This is a genomic window from Bacillus rugosus, from assembly GCF_023238245.1.
GTDB classification, from domain to species: Bacteria; Bacillota; Bacilli; order Bacillales; family Bacillaceae; genus Bacillus; species Bacillus rugosus.
In genome coordinates, this window is record NZ_CP096590.1 from 3,015,822 (window position 1) to 3,032,125 (window position 16,304).

The 16,304-nt window shown below is 46.3% G+C and carries 15 protein-coding genes; 4 read left to right on the top strand and 11 right to left on the bottom strand.

What is annotated here, in order from left to right:
• The first annotated feature begins 141 nt into the window (after positions 1–141).
• Genes M0696_RS15320 through M0696_RS15330 form a run of 3 tightly spaced genes read left to right on the top strand, consistent with a single transcriptional unit; the run spans position 142 to position 2,768 of the window.
• Entirely contained in the window at positions 142–1,473 is a 1,332-nt protein-coding gene (locus M0696_RS15320) for a cytochrome ubiquinol oxidase subunit I (RefSeq protein WP_248602123.1), read from the top strand.
• Positions 1,474–1,515: 42 nt separating this feature from the next.
• Positions 1,516–2,556, top strand: a complete 1,041-nt coding sequence (locus tag M0696_RS15325) for a cytochrome d ubiquinol oxidase subunit II (protein ID WP_248602124.1) — start codon at positions 1,516–1,518, stop codon at positions 2,554–2,556.
• A gap of 53 nt (positions 2,557–2,609) precedes the next feature.
• Positions 2,610–2,768, top strand: a complete 159-nt coding sequence (locus tag M0696_RS15330) for a DUF1540 domain-containing protein (protein WP_003219337.1) — start codon at positions 2,610–2,612, stop codon at positions 2,766–2,768.
• 18 nt (positions 2,769–2,786) lie between these two features.
• On the opposite strand, the gene mntD is transcribed toward M0696_RS15330, so the two are convergent.
• From mntD to M0696_RS15380, 10 genes are all read right to left on the bottom strand, one after another.
• Positions 2,787–3,674, bottom strand: coding sequence for a manganese ABC transporter permease MntD (mntD, locus tag M0696_RS15335; RefSeq protein WP_222143390.1), 888 nt, complete (start codon positions 3,672–3,674; stop codon positions 2,787–2,789).
• Complete coding sequence (locus M0696_RS15340; protein WP_248602125.1) at positions 3,664–4,971, bottom strand: metal ABC transporter permease; 1,308 nt, start codon at positions 4,969–4,971, stop codon at positions 3,664–3,666. Before M0696_RS15340 ends, mntD begins: the two co-directional genes overlap by 11 nt.
• Before the next feature lie 5 nt (positions 4,972–4,976).
• On the bottom strand, positions 4,977–5,729 hold the full coding sequence (gene mntB, locus M0696_RS15345; RefSeq protein WP_222143392.1) for a manganese ABC transporter ATP-binding protein MntB: 753 nt from the start codon (positions 5,727–5,729) through the stop codon (positions 4,977–4,979).
• Between the two features lie 17 nt (positions 5,730–5,746).
• Positions 5,747–6,667, bottom strand: coding sequence for a metal ABC transporter solute-binding protein, Zn/Mn family (locus M0696_RS15350; protein WP_222143393.1), 921 nt, complete (start codon positions 6,665–6,667; stop codon positions 5,747–5,749).
• Between the two features lie 280 nt (positions 6,668–6,947).
• Entirely contained in the window at positions 6,948–8,063 is a 1,116-nt protein-coding gene (gene menC / locus M0696_RS15355) for an o-succinylbenzoate synthase (RefSeq protein WP_222143394.1), read from the bottom strand.
• Positions 8,060–9,520: an o-succinylbenzoate--CoA ligase gene (locus M0696_RS15360; protein WP_166849312.1), complete on the bottom strand. Its 1,461-nt coding sequence runs from the start codon at positions 9,518–9,520 to the stop codon at positions 8,060–8,062. The genes menC and M0696_RS15360 overlap by 4 nt, the downstream gene beginning before the upstream one ends.
• 90 nt (positions 9,521–9,610) lie before the next feature.
• Positions 9,611–10,429, bottom strand: a complete 819-nt coding sequence (gene menB, locus M0696_RS15365; protein ID WP_003219322.1) for a 1,4-dihydroxy-2-naphthoyl-CoA synthase — start codon at positions 10,427–10,429, stop codon at positions 9,611–9,613.
• A 34-nt stretch (positions 10,430–10,463) separates the two neighbouring features.
• Positions 10,464–11,288, bottom strand: a complete 825-nt coding sequence (gene menH / locus M0696_RS15370) for a 2-succinyl-6-hydroxy-2,4-cyclohexadiene-1-carboxylate synthase (RefSeq protein WP_166849309.1) — start codon at positions 11,286–11,288, stop codon at positions 10,464–10,466.
• Positions 11,276–13,018, bottom strand: coding sequence for a 2-succinyl-5-enolpyruvyl-6-hydroxy-3-cyclohexene-1-carboxylic-acid synthase (gene menD, locus M0696_RS15375; protein WP_222143395.1), 1,743 nt, complete (start codon positions 13,016–13,018; stop codon positions 11,276–11,278). The genes menH and menD overlap by 13 nt, the downstream gene beginning before the upstream one ends.
• The gene (locus M0696_RS15380; RefSeq protein ID WP_166849302.1) at positions 13,015–14,430 is read right to left on the bottom strand and encodes an isochorismate synthase; all 1,416 of its coding nucleotides are present in this window, start codon (positions 14,428–14,430) and stop codon (positions 13,015–13,017) included. The genes menD and M0696_RS15380 overlap by 4 nt, the downstream gene beginning before the upstream one ends.
• Before the next feature lie 291 nt (positions 14,431–14,721).
• Here M0696_RS15380 and M0696_RS15385 point away from each other — a divergent pair, with 291 nt between their 5' ends.
• Complete coding sequence (locus tag M0696_RS15385) at positions 14,722–15,441, top strand: yteA family sporulation protein (RefSeq protein ID WP_166849299.1); 720 nt, start codon at positions 14,722–14,724, stop codon at positions 15,439–15,441.
• A 23-nt stretch (positions 15,442–15,464) separates the two neighbouring features.
• Here the strand turns inward: M0696_RS15385 and M0696_RS15390 are convergent, their stop codons facing one another.
• The gene (locus M0696_RS15390) at positions 15,465–16,268 is read right to left on the bottom strand and encodes a UTP--glucose-1-phosphate uridylyltransferase (protein WP_248602126.1); all 804 of its coding nucleotides are present in this window, start codon (positions 16,266–16,268) and stop codon (positions 15,465–15,467) included.
• Positions 16,269–16,304: the final 36 nt, after the last annotated feature.

Here is a 16,304-nt window from a genome sequence, read left to right on the forward strand (position 1 = left end):
CAATCTCCTTACATCCTTCCCTGCGTTTTCGCATTGTAAACCTCATTGCATTTAAGAATAGGAAGAATAATCTAACCGAGGAAGCAAATAATAAACCCAAAATACATACAGAACGTCTTTTTAGAAAGGTGGTTTACGATTGTGGATGATTTAGTTTTGGCCAGAAGCCTTTTTGGCACGACAATGGGCTTTCATATCATTTTCGCAACGCTTGGAGTGGGTCTGCCGCTCATGATTTTAGTGGCGGAATTGATTTATCAAAAAACGAAAGATGACCATTACGCGATCATGGCGAAAAGATGGACGAAAGCACAAGCCGTTTTGCTGGGGGTCGCCATACCGACCGGGACTATTGCGGGCACTCAGCTCGCGCTTTTATGGCCGGGTTTTATGGAAGTCATCGGCCGGGTCATGTCCCTGCCGTTTCAAATTGAAATCTACGCTTTTTTTGTTGAAGCCCTTTTCATGTCGATCTATGTATACGCCGCAGACCGCTTGTCACCGGCAATGAGGATTGTTGCCGTATTCTTTGTGTTAGTCGGGGCTGCAGCGTCGGCTGTTCTGATCACGAATGTCCATGCATTTGAAGGTACGCCGGCCGGTTTTAAAATTTTAAACGGGAAAATTACAGATGTTGATCCGTGGGCTGCGTTCTTCAATCCAAGCTTTTTTATCACCGCAGGCCATGTTGTTTTATCCGCATTTATGACGGGAGCGTTTATCGTTGCTTCTGTTGCTGCATATAAAATGATTCGGTCGAGAAAAAAGGAAAAGGTCTATCGCTTTCACCGGAAAGCCCTTTTGCTCGCACTGACGATCGGCGGTATTTTTTCACTGCTGACCGCTTTGAACGGGCACGAATCTGCACAAATGCTGTACGAATATCAGCCCGAAAAATTAGCCGGCGCCGAAGGCTTGTTTGAAACAAGATCTCACGCCCCTCTTGCTATCGGCGGTTTTACCGACCCGAATGAAGAGAAAGTAAAGTGGGCCATCGAGATTCCATGGGCGTTAAGTTTTCTGGCAGCGAACCGCTTTGATACTGTCGTAAAGGGATTAAATGCATTTCCTAGAGATGAGTGGCCGCCGCTCTTCATTCACACGCTGTTTAATGCGATGGTCGGTGTAGGAATGCTGCTTATCCTTTATTCCATTATCGGTGTGGTCTGGAAAAAGGTGCTCAAGAAAGACCGCTTCCCAACGTGGCTTTTGGTCATTTTCATGACAGCAGGCCCTTTTAGTCTCATCGGCATTGAATTCGGCTGGATTTTCGCCTGTACAGGGAGGCAGCCTTGGGTCATCTATCATCTCTTGAAAACGTCAGATGTCGTAACAACGACTGGCTCGATCGGGGTGCTCTTCTTATTTTTCACATTTGTTTACGCCGTATTAGGCGCAGCTGTCGTCTATGTGCTTCTGTACTATTTCCGCAAGCACCCGGTTGAAGAAGATTTAAATACAGCGGAGTCGTAATGGCTCCGCAAACAGGAAACCAAATGGAAGGAAGATCGACAAATGGACATCTCAACTGACGCTCTGATCGCCATCTCAATTATCTGGGGCTTTGTGTTTATTTACGCCGTCATGGCGACAATGGATTTTGGAGCGGGATTTTGGTCTATGATCTATTTAAATAAGGAGCGTATGAAGGCCACCGATATTGCGAACCGCTTTCTGTCCCCGACTTGGGAGGTCACAAACGTCTTTATTGTGGCCATCGTCGTGGCGCTTTTCAGCTTTTTTCCTGGCGCGACATTTGTGCTCGGAACCGTTTTATTAATTCCCGGCAGTATGATTTTACTGTTTTTAGCGATCCGAAGCGGATTTCTCGTTTTTTCAAACACAGCAAAAGAGCGGAAAATGCTAAGATATATTTCCGGCATCTCCGGCTTTATCATTCCTGCTATTTTAATTTTAGTGCTTCCTGTGACACATGGAGGGTTTATAGAAAAAACGGATGGAATCTACAACTTGAACATGTCTAAAATCTTTTCAAGCCCCAATGCCTATTCATTTATCGGATTTGCGATTTTAAGCACTTTGTTTTTGTCCTCACTGCTGCTTGCTGATTTTTCAAATGTGGCGGAGGAACAGGATGCGTACCGCGCCTACAGAAAAAGCGCCTTAATTACCGGCCCGATTTCACTCCTGTTTGCTGTATGCATTATGCTGACAATGCGGAATGAAGCAAACTGGCTGTACAGCGGAATGATGAATGATTTCTCTTGGATTATTGCATCATTCATTACATTTGTCATTGCGGGAATCGCTCTTTTTCTGCCTAACAAGAGCTTTGGCCAAAACATCGGAAAGCCGCGGCTTGCACTTGTTGCGATTGCGATCCAGTACTTTTTGGCAAGCTACGCGTACGGGCGGGCGCATCTCCCGTATATGATTTATCCCGATGTGACTGTCATGTCAGGCTTTACAGAGCCAGCAACGTTCAGAGCGCTGTTTGCGACGTATATCGTTGCATTTATCATTCTCTTTCCTGGCTTCTATTTCTTCTGGAAAATGTTTATGCGAGATAAACGGTATATCCGCCAGGAGGAATAGAGGGCAAGCCCACCGGCTATACTAAGCCAGAACCTTTATAAGGAGGGGATGGCATGGAGCAGAAAATTCTATGCGAAGTCAACAACTGTTCTTATTGGGGCAAAGGAAACAAATGCACCGCTGATGCCATTTATGTTGTCAGCCATACTGGTGAAACGGCTGAAAACAGCCAGGAAACGGACTGCAAAACGTTTAAGCCGCATGATTTGTAATCAAAAGAAGGAGCTGCATCAGCCAGCTCTTTCTTTTTGCATGTTCAGTGTTCTCAGCTTTTTAGTCACGACCCCGTTTGCAGGTGAAAACAAAAAGGCGCCAGCATAACATACACCTGTCATGGCCGCCATCGCTCCGGAAATCGAAACATTGAGCCACGTTGCGAAGAAATAGCCCATAACCGCCGACAGCCCTCCAATCACCGCGCTGATAATCAGCATAAAAAGCAGCCGGTCTGTCAGCAAATGAGCCGCAGCAGGCGGGACAATCAGCATGGCTACAACCAATACAGCACCAACCGAATCAAAAGAAGCAACGGTGGTCAGCGACAGCATGCCCATTTGCACATAATGAATCAGCAAAACTGGTATTCCCAGAGCTAAAGCCATTTGCGGGTCAAACGAAGCGATTTTGAACTCCTTATAGCACACACTGATCAACAATACATTTAAAACCAAAACAGATGCCAGCATCCAAAACGCTTTCGGCCCGATGTCAACTCCGAATACCGTCACCGTACTCCACGGCACAAAAGCGATTTCTCCCATTAACGAGTGCTCAATATCAAGATGAACATTCGCTCCGTACACAGAAAGCAAAATGACACCGACCGCAAATAAGGATGTAAAAACGACCCCTATGGCGGCATCTGATTGAACCCCCTTGCTGTGGAGAAGCTGAACCAAAAATGCCGTTAACAGTCCAGATACAGCCGCGCCGATAAACATAGAAATCCCATCAAGACTTCCTGTCACAAGAAAAGCACCGACAATGCCAAGCAACACTGTATGGCTGATCGCGTCGGCCAGCATCGCCATTCTTCTCAACACGAGAAATGTGCCAATCAATGCGCAGCTTACACCGACTAATACACCGGTCGCTATAATCCATGCTTCAAAACTCATTTACGATCTGTCCCTTCTCGGCATCGGGGGCCGTCTTCTGAAGCTCAGGCATCCGGCCATACAGCTTTAAGAGTGAAAAAAGCCGCGCTCTTGTTTCCCCAGGCAAACGATCCGGGTCAAAATGATCCTGGTCAATTTCTATATTCGCAAGCTCCCTTTCGTGCATCAGGTACATTTCATACATCCGATGCTTCAAAGCCATGTGATAGCCTTTTTCGATCCCAGTGCGTGTCATTTGCCAAATCCCATTTTCAACACGCACGATGCACTTCTCTTTTTCCAAGTCATTCAATACCTTATGGCATAATGAAGGGGATAGCCGCCTTTTTTTTCTTACATTTTCAGCTGTTACATAAAGATCGTTCTTTTCATACTGCTCATAAATCGTCAGCAGCACCTGCTCCCGGCTTGTTTTGCGCCGCAGCCTGATCAGCCTTATTGCTTTTGCAGCCAATCCCCGCTTAGGCGCGCAAATCATTGAAAATAAAAAGATCATCGTTGCTGATAAGATCATCAATGGCCCTGTCGCCATTCCCTTCATCGTCGTGCTCAGCAAGGTTCCAGCCACGCCGCTGACCCCGCCTGTGACCCCGGCAATGACTATCATTCCGGTTAATCGTTCGGTCCAATACCTTGCAGCTATGGCAGGCGTAATCAGCATAGCCGCCATTAATATTACACCAACTGTCTGAAGCCCGATGACGACAGCACAGACGATAAGGCAAGCCAAAAGCCCGTTTAAAAAACGCACCGGCAGTCCCAATCCCTTTGCAAACGCGAGATCGAAAGTTATCAACGTAAACTCCTTAAAGAAAACCATGGAAAGGAGTAATAGAACAGCAGATATTCCGGCAATCAAAATGATATCCGCCCTGACCAACGAAGCGGCCTGGCCGAACAAAAAAGAATCAAGCCCGCTTTGGCTTCCCGTTCCCTGCTGCTGAATATATGTCAGCAGTATGATCCCGACGCCAAAAAACACAGAGAGAACAATCCCGATTGCAGAATCCTCTTTTGTTTTTGAAAGCCGCGGAATCAGTTGAATACACCACGTTCCGAGCAGCCCGGCAAGCGCTGCCCCCAGCAAAAAGAAAGACAGTGATTTTTGCCCGGTTAACAAAAAAGCGAGACACACTCCCGGCAGAGCTGAGTGGGCCATCGCATCACCAATTAAACTTTGCTTTCTCAGCAGCACAAAACTGCCCAAAACACCGCTTGCCGCCCCGAGCAAAAGCGTACCCGCCAGCACCCACTGTGTATTCGGATGCTGGAGCTGCAGCCACAAACTTTCAAACAATGCGCTCACCCCTTATGTCCTTCTGCCAGCACTTTATCTTTTAGAAACGTCAGCCTTCCTCCATACGTTTTTTGCAGGTTTTCGATCGTAAAAACGTTTTCCGCCGGTCCGAAAGCGATTATTCTTAGATGAAGCAGTAGGATCCAATCAAAATAATCCTCGGCGGTCTGCAGGTCATGGTGGACGACAAGCACTGTTTTTCCTTTTTCTTTGAGTTCCGCTAAAAGCGTCATAATTGCCCGCTCCGTCGCTGCATCAACGCCGGCAAACGGTTCATCCATAAAATAAATGTCGGCGTCCTGGCATAGTGCCCGGGCAAGAAACACCCGCTGCTGCTGGCCTCCTGACAGCTGGCTGATCTGCCTTTTCGCATAATCAAGCATCCCGACTTTTTCTAAAGCAGCCTTCGCCATATCCACATCGGCTTTTTTGGGCCTTTTCAATAAACCGATACGGCCATACCTTCCCATCAGCACCACATCGAGCGCGTTTGTGGGAAAATCCCAGTCAACCGAGCCGCGCTGCGGTACGTATCCGATTCTTGTCCGCTGATCTTTATAGTCTTTGCCGTAAATAGAGATGTCTCCTGAAGCGCAGGGCACAAGACCGAGAATGGTTTTGATCAAAGTCGATTTTCCCGCACCGTTTGGACCGATAATGCCAATCAGTTTTCCTTCAGGCACCTGCAGCGAAATTTCCTGCAGAACAGGCTTTTTATGATAAGCGACCGTCACATTATCAAGCTCAACAGGGAACATACCTTCACCTCTTTTCTTTATTTAAGCGCTTTAGTAATTGTGTTGATATTGTGGCGGAACATTCCTTCGTAGGTGCCTTCTATTGTGCCCTTTTCGCCCATGGCATCCGAATAGAGCTGACCGCCGATTGTGACTGTATGGCCTTTTTCTTTAGCCCCCTCCACCACCGCATTTATTGATTTTTCAGATACGCTGCTTTCTACAAAAACAGCTTTTATTTGTTTTTCTGTCAGGAGATCGACCAGCTCCTGAACATCCTTCAATCCGTAATCCGAATCTGTGCTGAGTCCTTGCAGGCCTTCCACCTGAAAACCATACTCTTTTCCAAAATACGCAAAGGCATCGTGAGCTGTAACAAGCACACGGCTTTTCTCCGGAATATGTGCGATCTCCTGACGCGACCACTTATCTAAATATTGCAAATCTTCTTTGTACTCTTTGGCATTTTTCTTAAAATCATCCGCATGCTCAGGCATCGCTTTGCTGAATTGCGCTTCGATTTCATCCACTGCATAGATCCATAGCGGAATGCTAAACCAAACGTGCGGATCAAACGTCTTGCCTTCTCCGGCAGAAATAAGCTTGCTTTTAGGTATGGCCTCAGCGACAGCCGCTGTTTGTTTTTGTTCGCCTATTTTTTGGAGAACGTCCTCCATTTTCCCTTCCAAATGCAATCCGCTGTACAACACAACATCGGCTGACATTAATTTTTTCGTATCACCTTGTGATGCTTTGTAAAGATGCGGATCAACCCCCGGTCCCATTAAAGAGGTGACTTTTACATGCTTCCCTCCAATGTTTTCGGCTGCATTGGCAACTTGGGATGTTGTTGCCGTTACCTGTAACCGGTGATCGGCGCTTTTTCCAGCTGAATCCGTACCACATCCCGTTAAAGCAAAGCAGGCAAAAAGCATTGCTGCCATCAGTCCCTGTTTCATATATTCCCTCCTCTTTGCCACCAATGTCTGATTGTATTATCTTATGTTTTTATTTCTTAGACATGTGACATTAAATTAGCTAAAAGCATATTTTATTTATATAGGACAAAAAGTTTCCCTTGTGCAAAAATATCGCGTTTGTCCACTTTTGTCAAGCAACAATTACATAAAAAAACCGGCTGGGTTAGCAGCCGGTCCAAACGAGAAGGGATGTATTCAACGAACGCTTTTACTATAACAGCACACTGACATTCTCTCAAAATGGCAAAATGCTTTTTTCTTATCCATGCTGTGTGAAAACATCCATTTTGGTCACATATTTTCTCATAATGTCCTGATTCACTTCAACCCCTAAACCAGGCTGTTTCGACACAGATATAAATCCATTATCAATACGGATATCAGGGGTTACAATATCTTCATCCCAATAACGTGAAGATGATGAAATATCACCAGGTATTGTGAATTGCGGCAGTGAAGCAAGCGCCACGTTTTGGGCTCGGGAAATGCCCGTTTCCAGCATTCCGCCGCACCAAACCTGCATATGATGCTCTCTGCATAAATCATGAATTTTTAAGGCTTCTGTTAAACCGCCGACACGTGAAGGTTTAATATTAATGATTTTGCAGCTTCCGAGCTCAATCGCCCGTCTTGCATCATCAGCTGAACAAATGCTTTCATCAAGGCAAATGGCCGTGTTCAAATGTTTCTGCAAGTGGCGGTGGTCCACGATGTCATCAGCTTGGAGCGGCTGCTCAATCATCATTAAATGGTACTCGTCAAGCTCCTTTAAGCGGCTGATATCCTTCAGCTCATAGGAGGAATTAGCATCGGCCATGAGCGGGATGTTTGGGAATCGGCTGCGGATGGCCTTGACCAATTCCACATCCTGCCCCGGCTGAATTTTTATTTTTATTCTTTGATATCCTTCTTTTTGATAGCTCTCAATTTCCTTCAGCATATCGTCAAGAGGCGCCAGGCCGACAACAACCCCAGCAGGCACTTTATCTCTTGTCCCGCCCAATGCCTCGGCGAGGGGTATGCCCTTCTTTTTCGCATAGATATCCCAGACGGCCGATTCAAGTCCTGCTTTTGCCATCCGATTTCCTTTATAGCGCGCCAGACTGTCCGGCACGTCGGAAGGGTGATTGAATTCACGTCCCACAACATTGGGAATAAAAAAGTCCTTTAACATGTGCAAACATGTTCCAATGGTTTCCTCGGTGTACCAAGGCGAAGAGAACGCAGACACTTCTCCCCAGCCTGTGACACCGGATGTATCAATAGCTTCCACGATCAGAAATTTACGCTCCTGAAGCGTTTCAATACTGTTTTTGAATGGTTTCTTTAAATTCATGTTCAAATGGTAAAGCGTAATTTTCTCTATTTCGATCATAGCAGTTCTCCTTTACGCGCATCCTTCAGCTGATTTCGCATGAGCTTATTAGACGCATTGCGCGGCAGGCTGTCCAGTACAAAGAATTTTGCCGGAATTTTATACTTCGCCAAGCGTTCTTTGCAGTAGGCGGTCAATTCTTCTGCGCTCACAGGCTTGTGAAGGACAAGATAGGCGTGGGGCACTTTCCCCCATTTTTTGTCCTCTGCCCCTGAAACACCGGCTTCGGCTACAGAAGGGTGTGAAAGCAGCACTGACTCCACTTCAGCTGGATAAATGTTTTCTCCGCCTGATATGATCAAATCTGAACGTCTGTCCAGTACATATAAAAAGCCTTCGCTGTCCAAATACCCAAGATCACCTGTTTTCAGCCAGCCATTTTGAAAGGAGGCTTCGTTTGCGCTCTCCCGGTTAAAATAGCTTTTCATCACATTCGGGCCTTTGACCATGATTTCACCGTGTTCAAACGGTTCACACACCTGTCCGTCCCGCTCTATTTTGATTTCGCATGAAAACAGCGGTTTACCTGCAGATCCGAGCTTTTCCATACTGAATTCCGGCGCCAGGGTAACAATTTGTGAGCATGTCTCTGTCATTCCGTATGACTGAAAAACAGGGAATCCTTTCTCACGGCACTCCTCCAGTAATGGCAGCGGTGCAGGACCTCCGCCGAGCAGAATGCACCTGATGGATTCAGGACAGCGGCTTGTTTCTTCCAAAAGACTGGCCAGCATTGTCTGCACCGCAGATATCATTGTCACTTGATACCTGTTGATAGAATCCAGCACATCGCTTACTGAAAAACGCTGGTGAAGCACGACAGTCATTCCATAGATCACAGATTTAAATAGCGCGGACAATCCACTTATGTGAAAGAGCGGCAATGCGATAAGCCAGCGGTCTTGTTCTGTTATACCCAAATTAAGCGCGGATGACACCGCACTGAAATAATGGTTTCCGAACGTTTGCTGAACTCCCTTGGGCTTGCCAGTCGTACCCGACGTATACATCAGCGTTGCCGTTTGATCCAATTGCATATAAGCTTGGATCTCAATTTCCTCTGCGGCTTCTTTCATCAGTTCGTCCACATCAATGGTTTGAACGGTTTGCTCATAATCTTGCTTGTCAACGTTTGAATCTGTCAGTAAAAAGCGGGCGCCGGAATCCTTCAGTTGAAACAGCCTTTCATGTGTTGACAGCTTCGTATTCAGAAGCACCGCCTTAACACCAAGCAAAAAACAAGCATGAACGGCGTATACCATTTCTGCACGGTTTTGGAGCAAAATAGCCGCAGTATCTCCTTTCCGAACCGAATGAGCAGCAAGCTGCGCCGCCATTCGCTTAGACGCAGCAAACAATTCTGCAAAGGTCACGGTTTGGTCTCCATAGATGAGAGCGATTCTCTCAGGTGTCAGCTGTGCCCGCTGCATGAGCCAGTTAGGCTGTTCTGTCAGCATGTCATCATCTCCGAGGTAAAATGTCTGTATTGAAAAGAAAACAGCTTGGACCGCAAAGTCTCAAGCTGTTTGTTTACTAAGTATTGCTGATCACGGGAAACGAGGGAACTGTCCGAAATCAGGTTTGCGTTTTTCCTTAAAGGAATCACGGCCTTCTTTTGCTTCATCAGTTGTGTAGTAAAGAAGGGTGGCATCCCCTGCAAACTGCTGAATTCCAGCAAGTCCGTCTGTGTCCGCGTTAAACGCAGCTTTAAGAAAACGAAGTGCGGTTGGGCTTTTTTCAAGCATTTCTTCACACCATTTAATCGTTTCTTCTTCAAGTTGTTCCAAAGGAACGACTGTGTTGACAAGACCCATGTCAAGCGCTTCCTGTGCGTTGTACTGACGGCACAGATACCAGATTTCACGGGCTTTTTTATGTCCTACGATTCGAGCCAGGTAGCCAGAACCATAACCAGCGTCAAAGCTTCCCACTTTAGGGCCTGTTTGTCCGAAAATCGCGTTGTCGGCAGCGATTGTCAAGTCACATACGATGTGAAGCACATGGCCTCCGCCGATCGCATACCCGGACACCATTGCGACAACCGGTTTTGGAATGACACGGATTAAACGCTGAAGATCCAGTACATTTAGACGCGGAATCTGGTCGTCTCCTACATATCCGCCGTGGCCGCGCACTTTTTGGTCTCCGCCTGAACAAAATGCTTTGTCTCCGGCACCGGCAAGCACGATAACCCCAACGTTTTGATCGTCTCTCGCGTCAGCAAACGCATCAATCATTTCAGCAACCGTTTTAGGGGTAAACGCGTTATGTACCTCAGGGCGGTTGATTGTTATTTTTGCAATACCATTATACGTTTCGTACAATATTTCATCGTATGTCCGTTTTGTTTTCCATTCTGCAGCCATATGATGACCTCCTTTTATTCTCTATGTGAGTGTGTCAGATGCTTGTCAAAAACTCACTCACTATTTTACCAAAAAATCGCGGTTGTTCCACATGGACCGTATGGCCGGCTTTTGGAACAATCTCTATTCTACTAGATGGAAGCTTCTTATGCACCTCTTGATTGATGGCGCAAAACTTTTCGTCCCATTCTCCGCAGATCAGAAGCACGGGTACGGCTATTTCTTCTACACGGTTCCACAAGGACGGCTGTGAACCAGTGCCCATACCCGTTAAACTATTTGCAAGCCCAATCTTATTGTTTCGCAGACGGCCAGACCGTATCCTGTGCCGAATATCTTCACCCAGCCGCTGCTGGGATGAAAACAAAGGGATGTTCTCCCAATACTGCACAAAAGCATTGATCCCATCACTCAAAATAAAATCAGCAAGCTTCCGGTCCCGCATGATCCGGTCCCGCCGTTCCTCAAGCGTTTTAAGCCCCGGTGTTGTGCTTTCAAGCACAAGTGCCGATACCCGTTCGGGATATGCCGTCGCAAAAGAATAAGCAAGCCTGCCTCCCATAGAATACCCAATCAATTTCACCTTGTGAAGTTTTAATTGATCAAAAATCTCGGCAAGGTCAGAAACTTGCCGGCTTGTGCTGTATCTTTTCCCATTCAGTGGGGCATCGGTTTCGCCATGCCCTAAACAATCAATTTTGATCAACCGGAAATCAGGCAGCAGTCCATCAAGAAAAGTCCATGATTGTTTGCTGCCGGTAAACCCGTGCAGGCAGACGACGGCTTCGGAAGCATTCGGCCGCTCGTCTGTCACAGCATATTGGACACCATCTGAAACAGCTATGTTTACAGTTCCCATTGTTTTTTCACTTCCCGCACAGCCTCATTCAGCATATCGCGATGGAGCTGAACTCTCGATTGGCGATCCGTTTTGATTTCTATCAAATGTAGCCCGGGCTTGTCTGCCTGCGGTGCGTAAGCTGCTTTGAATTCATCCCACGAGGCAGGACATGAATATGTTCCGCCGTATAGTGCAGCCGCATGCTTGAAATCGAGCCCTGTCGGCGTGCCGAACAAATCTTCAAAGTGTGTCTTGTCAGAAGCCTGCGGCAAAAATGAGAAAATCCCTCCGCCGTCATTATTCACGAGAATGACAGTAAGAGGAATGCCCAGCTTTTTGGCAGCCAGCAGTCCGTTTAAATCGTGATAAAAAGATAAATCTCCAATCACGAGGGTAACAGGTGCTTTTGTTCCTTCACATACCCCCATAGCAGAGGAGACGACACCGTCTATCCCGTTTGCGCCCCTGTTTGAATAAATCCGAAAATTGCGTTCCTGCTTTTCAAAAAACGTATCAACATCCCTGATCGGCATACTGTTACCGACAAACAGAGAACTGTCTTCAGGCACAAGATGCTGAAGGATTCGATAGAGATTGCCTTCAAACGAAACCTCTTTACTGCTGATTGTTTGCAGATGCGCACGGAACCGTTCATTGACAAACTGCCACTTTTCCAGCCATTCTTTTGATCTGGCCATATCAGCATGTTCCGCTATGATTGCTTCAGCAAAAGCAGATGCATTGCAGTGAATCATATGCGCGCTTGCCTGTGTGGGATCTCTCCATCCTCCATCCTCGTCAATCACAATCTGCTGAATTGCCGGAGCATCTCTGAGCCATAAGAAAACCGGTTTTGAAACAGGCATCGGTCCAAAACGGATGACAACATCAGGACGAAGTTTCGACTTAAGCTCATCATCTTTTAAAAATGAATCATACGCATCAATGACCGTGCTTTTATCATGAACACCGTTTCGCAGATTAGACAGCGGATCCGCTAAAATCGGATACTTAAGCGCCTTTGACAACTCAATAATGTTTTCCTTATCCGCATCACTATGGAGCTCTCCGCAGACGATCATTCCTTTTTCAGCCTCTGCCAGCATTGCAGCCATCTCAGAAAGGGATTCGCGGTCAACAGACTGCGTACCCGTTTTCACAGAAACGTGACGCCCTGTTCTCATTCTTCCAAACGGTTCATCTGAAAGATCCGGCATCAGCGGTTCACGCAGCGGCACATTCACATGCACAGGTCCCATTGGGCGCTTTTGTGCTTCCCCGGCGGCGCGGCCGGCCAGCGTTCGAATATATCTCAGCATTTGCGGAGACTCTTCAGGAAGAGCAGAGTCTGTGAAAAACTTAACAAAGTTACCGAATAAGAAGTGCTGATTAATAGCCTGCGGTGCGCCTACTTCGCGCAGCTCGTGAGGCCGATCAGCAGTTAACACAATAATGGGCACTCTTGAATAATGGGCTTCAATCACAGCCGGATAAAAGTTGGCCGCGGCTGTTCCTGATGTACAGATCAAAAGCACGGGACGCTGCTTCGCTTTTGCCAGCCCTAAAGCAAAAAATCCGGCAGATCTTTCATCTATTTGGACATGAATGCTGATATCGGGATGCGCAGCTGCAAGAATAGCCAGCGGTGTGGATCTTGAGCCCGGACAAACGACGGCATCCGTAATCCCGGAAAGGGCGAATTCATCAATAAAACTTCCAATATAATGAGTAATTGGGTTGGCTGTCAACGCCTCTCACCTCCTAATGCAGAGATCATAGGCTTCAATTTAATCTGTGTTTCCTCATATTCCGATTGCGGGTCTGAGTCTTCCACAATGCCGCATCCGGCAAACAGCCTTGCTGTACTGCCCTCGATCAGTCCGGAACGGATGGCCACTGCGAATTCCCCGTTATCCTGGCTGTCAATCCAGCCGATAGGTGCCGCATACCAGCCGCGGGACAGCGGTTCGATATCTCTGATCACTTCAACAGCTTTTTTCTGAGGCGCTCCCCCAAGCGCCGGTGTGGGATGCAGTTTCTCAATTAAGTCAAAAAGCGAAGCAGACTCACGAAGCTGCCCGACAATCGGCGTAAATAAATGCTGAACGCTTTTCGTTTTGTACAATACAGGTCCATCAGGCTTTTCAACCTCCGAACAGCTTGATACAAAAGCGTTATGAATCATGCCTACAACAATATCGTGCTCCAGCAGATTTTTCTCATCGTTTAATAACTCAAGGCCTATGCGGCGATCTTCTTCTTCATTCGTGCCGCGTTTAATGGAGCCTGCCAGACAAGAAGACATAACAGTGCTGCCGTCTCTCTTGATCAGTCTTTCCGGAGACGCGCCGACAAAGGTTTTTCCTTCCTGTTCGATTGCAAAAACATAGCTTGTCTGCTGATCGTTCAGAAGTGTTTTAAGAACCGGTTCAATTTGGACCGGGCCGTCAAACGTGAGCAGCAGCTCTCGGGCAAGAACCACCTTATTATATTGTTTCTCTTTAATTTGCTTTGTTGCCGTTTCGATTGCTTTCAGCCAATCATCCTTATCCAGCTCTTGAGCTGCTGCAATCACAGCCTGATCTTCTTGATTTAAGTCGGAAACCATAAATTCGGCTGCAAAAGCCTTCAAACCTTCCAACACTGCCTCTGCATCTTCCTCTTCGCTTACCCATCTGTTGACTGTTAAGAACGGGCCTTCGGCAGTCATCGTAAGCATAAGCGCAGGCACAAAGAAATCCCCTTCCGAGAAATGGTCCCATTGTGTACCTTTTTCTTCGCAAGGGTCAAAAGAAAATCCTCCGAATAACACTGGTCCCACTGCAGAATGCTGCAGCTTTTCTTCTTCATAAATATGAAAAGCCGTCTTTTTAAAGCGCTCCCATTGTTTAGAAACCTCGCGATACCGCTCGCTGTTTTTTTGATTTGTCTGGAAAACCGCTTCTTTGCCAAGACCGACTATTGTCAATTCACTTTCAGGATCTGACCAAAAAAATCGATTGCCTGTATATTTTTTTGCTCCGTAATTGAAAAATGATAGAGGGTCAAGAGACTCGATTTGTCTCGAATAGCTTATTAAGACAGCATGGTTGACTTCTTTGGCTTTATGTAATGCATGTAGAACTTCCTTTCGGAACGTACGCTGCACCGTTGTCACCATGAGACATTCCTCCATAATCCTTAAAATGCTTTTAATACCATACACCTGTGTCTCCTTTGTGTCAAACACACAGATCATGCAGTCCAAATGGCCTGCCTTACCTATTATAAACCTAATTTCAGAAATGAAAAAGAAACAAACCTTAAATTATTTTCTCCACTGATAGCAAAGGTTGTATCCGCTTACCATATAAGGGAAATCTCCTATATTTCTCCACAGGCCATTTATGAAAGTTCTCAGACGATCTGTTCATACTAAAGGTATGCATCACAGAGAAACGAGGCGATCACATTGCTTACAAAAGACCAGCTGCAACATTTAAAACATGAACTGGAACAAACAAAAGAAGATATCTTAAACCGTTTCAAAGACAATGACCATTTTCAGCTTAACTCAGCCTTTCCTTATGATTCAATGGGTGAGCTTTCAGCTTATGATAACCACCCCGGAGATCATGCAACCGAACTTTACGAGCGTGAAAAAGACATCGCTCTCGACTTACATGAGCGGGAGCATCTCCGGGACATTGAGCATTCATTGAAAGCGATTGAAAACGGTACGTACGGTATTTGTGAAGTCAGCGGAAAGGAAATCCCTTATGACCGTCTTGAAGCGCTTCCAACTGCCACGACGCTCGCAGAATATTCGTCACAGGATGTCGTTTCCAAAGACCGTCCGATCGAAGAAGAAACACCTTTCGGACAATTTGAATTTGACGATGATGAAGAAATCAGAGCGCCCTATGACAGTGAAGATTCCTACCAGGACGTCGAAAAATACGGAAACTCGCAAACACCTCAGGATATGGAAAACCCTCCGCTCAGCTATGATGATATGACGATGAATGCCGAAGAAAATATTGGCAATACAGAGTCGTACGAAAATTTCATCGCAACAGATATCACAGGCAAAGAAATTACAGTTTATCAAAGCAGAGCTCATGAGCGCTATGAGGAAGAACTCGATGAAGAGGGAATCATGACAACATTTGGCGATCTCCACGCTGATTGAACCCCCGCTTATTGGGGGTTCTTTTACGTTTTCAGCATCTCGGTAATCAGCTTCAGATAATCCTTTTGCAGTCCGATGTCATACCGTTTGCCCTCCAGCAATTTCCCATAAACATCGCATGCCCCAAGTGAAGCTTTAATCGCATCCGTTAGCTGCACTTCTCCTCCGGCATCAGCTTCTAATGTCTCCAGCTTCTCAAAAATATCCGGTGTAAAAATATAACGTCCTGCTGCGGCAAAATGAGAAGGCGGGTTTTGTTTAGGCTTTTCCACAATATCCTGAATGCGATAAAGCCCTTTTTCAACAGCCTCTCCTTTTATCACACCGTAATGGTGCAAATTCTCCGTTTTTGTTTCTTTTAAGCCGATCACACTGCACTGATATTTTGTATGCGCTTCAATCAACTGACCCAAAGCCGGCTGATTAGCAGTAAAGATCAGATCATCGGGTAAAACGACGGCAAAGGATTCTCCGCCTGCAAATTGTTTTCCCAAAGAAATCGCGTCGCCAAGACCTTTTGCATAAGGCTGCCGCACATAATGAATCCGAATATCCGGAATCTGATGTTCACTGAGTAAATGCAGTTTATGCCGGGAGGCCAGAAAAGCTTCAAGCGCCAAAGAGGAATCAAAATAGTCGACTATCAAATTTTTTTGGCTTGATACAACCATTAAAATATCTTCAATGCCTGACTCCTTCAGCTCTTCAACAATATAGTGAATCACAGGCTTAGATCCTACCGGAAACATCTCTTTCGGAATCACCTTCGTCACCGGCAGATTCCTCGTTCCGAATCCGCCGGCAGGAATGATCGCTTTTTTTATCATGTTATTTTCCCCTCAGCTCATGTTTATTACATGATA

What these genes read in the sequence shown, in the direction of transcription:
- M0696_RS15360 (WP_166849312.1), bottom strand. Translation starts at nt 9,520, where the DNA reads ATGCTGACAGAACAGCCTAACTGGCTCATGCAGCGGGCACAGCTGACA.
- menB (WP_003219322.1), bottom strand. Translation starts at nt 10,429, where the DNA reads ATGGCTGCAGAATGGAAAACAAAACGGACATACGATGAAATATTGTAC.
- M0696_RS15390 (WP_248602126.1), bottom strand. Translation starts at nt 16,268, where the DNA reads ATGATAAAAAAAGCGATCATTCCTGCCGGCGGATTCGGAACGAGGAAT.
- M0696_RS15380 (WP_166849302.1), bottom strand. Translation starts at nt 14,430, where the DNA reads ATGGTGACAACGGTGCAGCGTACGTTCCGAAAGGAAGTTCTACATGCA.
- M0696_RS15325 (WP_248602124.1), top strand. Translation starts at nt 1,516, where the DNA reads ATGGACATCTCAACTGACGCTCTGATCGCCATCTCAATTATCTGGGGC.
- menC (WP_222143394.1), bottom strand. Translation starts at nt 8,063, where the DNA reads ATGATCGAAATAGAGAAAATTACGCTTTACCATTTGAACATGAATTTA.
- menH (WP_166849309.1), bottom strand. Translation starts at nt 11,288, where the DNA reads ATGGGAACTGTAAACATAGCTGTTTCAGATGGTGTCCAATATGCTGTG.
- M0696_RS15330 (WP_003219337.1), top strand. Translation starts at nt 2,610, where the DNA reads ATGGAGCAGAAAATTCTATGCGAAGTCAACAACTGTTCTTATTGGGGC.
- mntD (WP_222143390.1), bottom strand. Translation starts at nt 3,674, where the DNA reads ATGAGTTTTGAAGCATGGATTATAGCGACCGGTGTATTAGTCGGTGTA.
- M0696_RS15350 (WP_222143393.1), bottom strand. Translation starts at nt 6,667, where the DNA reads ATGAAACAGGGACTGATGGCAGCAATGCTTTTTGCCTGCTTTGCTTTA.
- mntB (WP_222143392.1), bottom strand. Translation starts at nt 5,729, where the DNA reads ATGTTCCCTGTTGAGCTTGATAATGTGACGGTCGCTTATCATAAAAAG.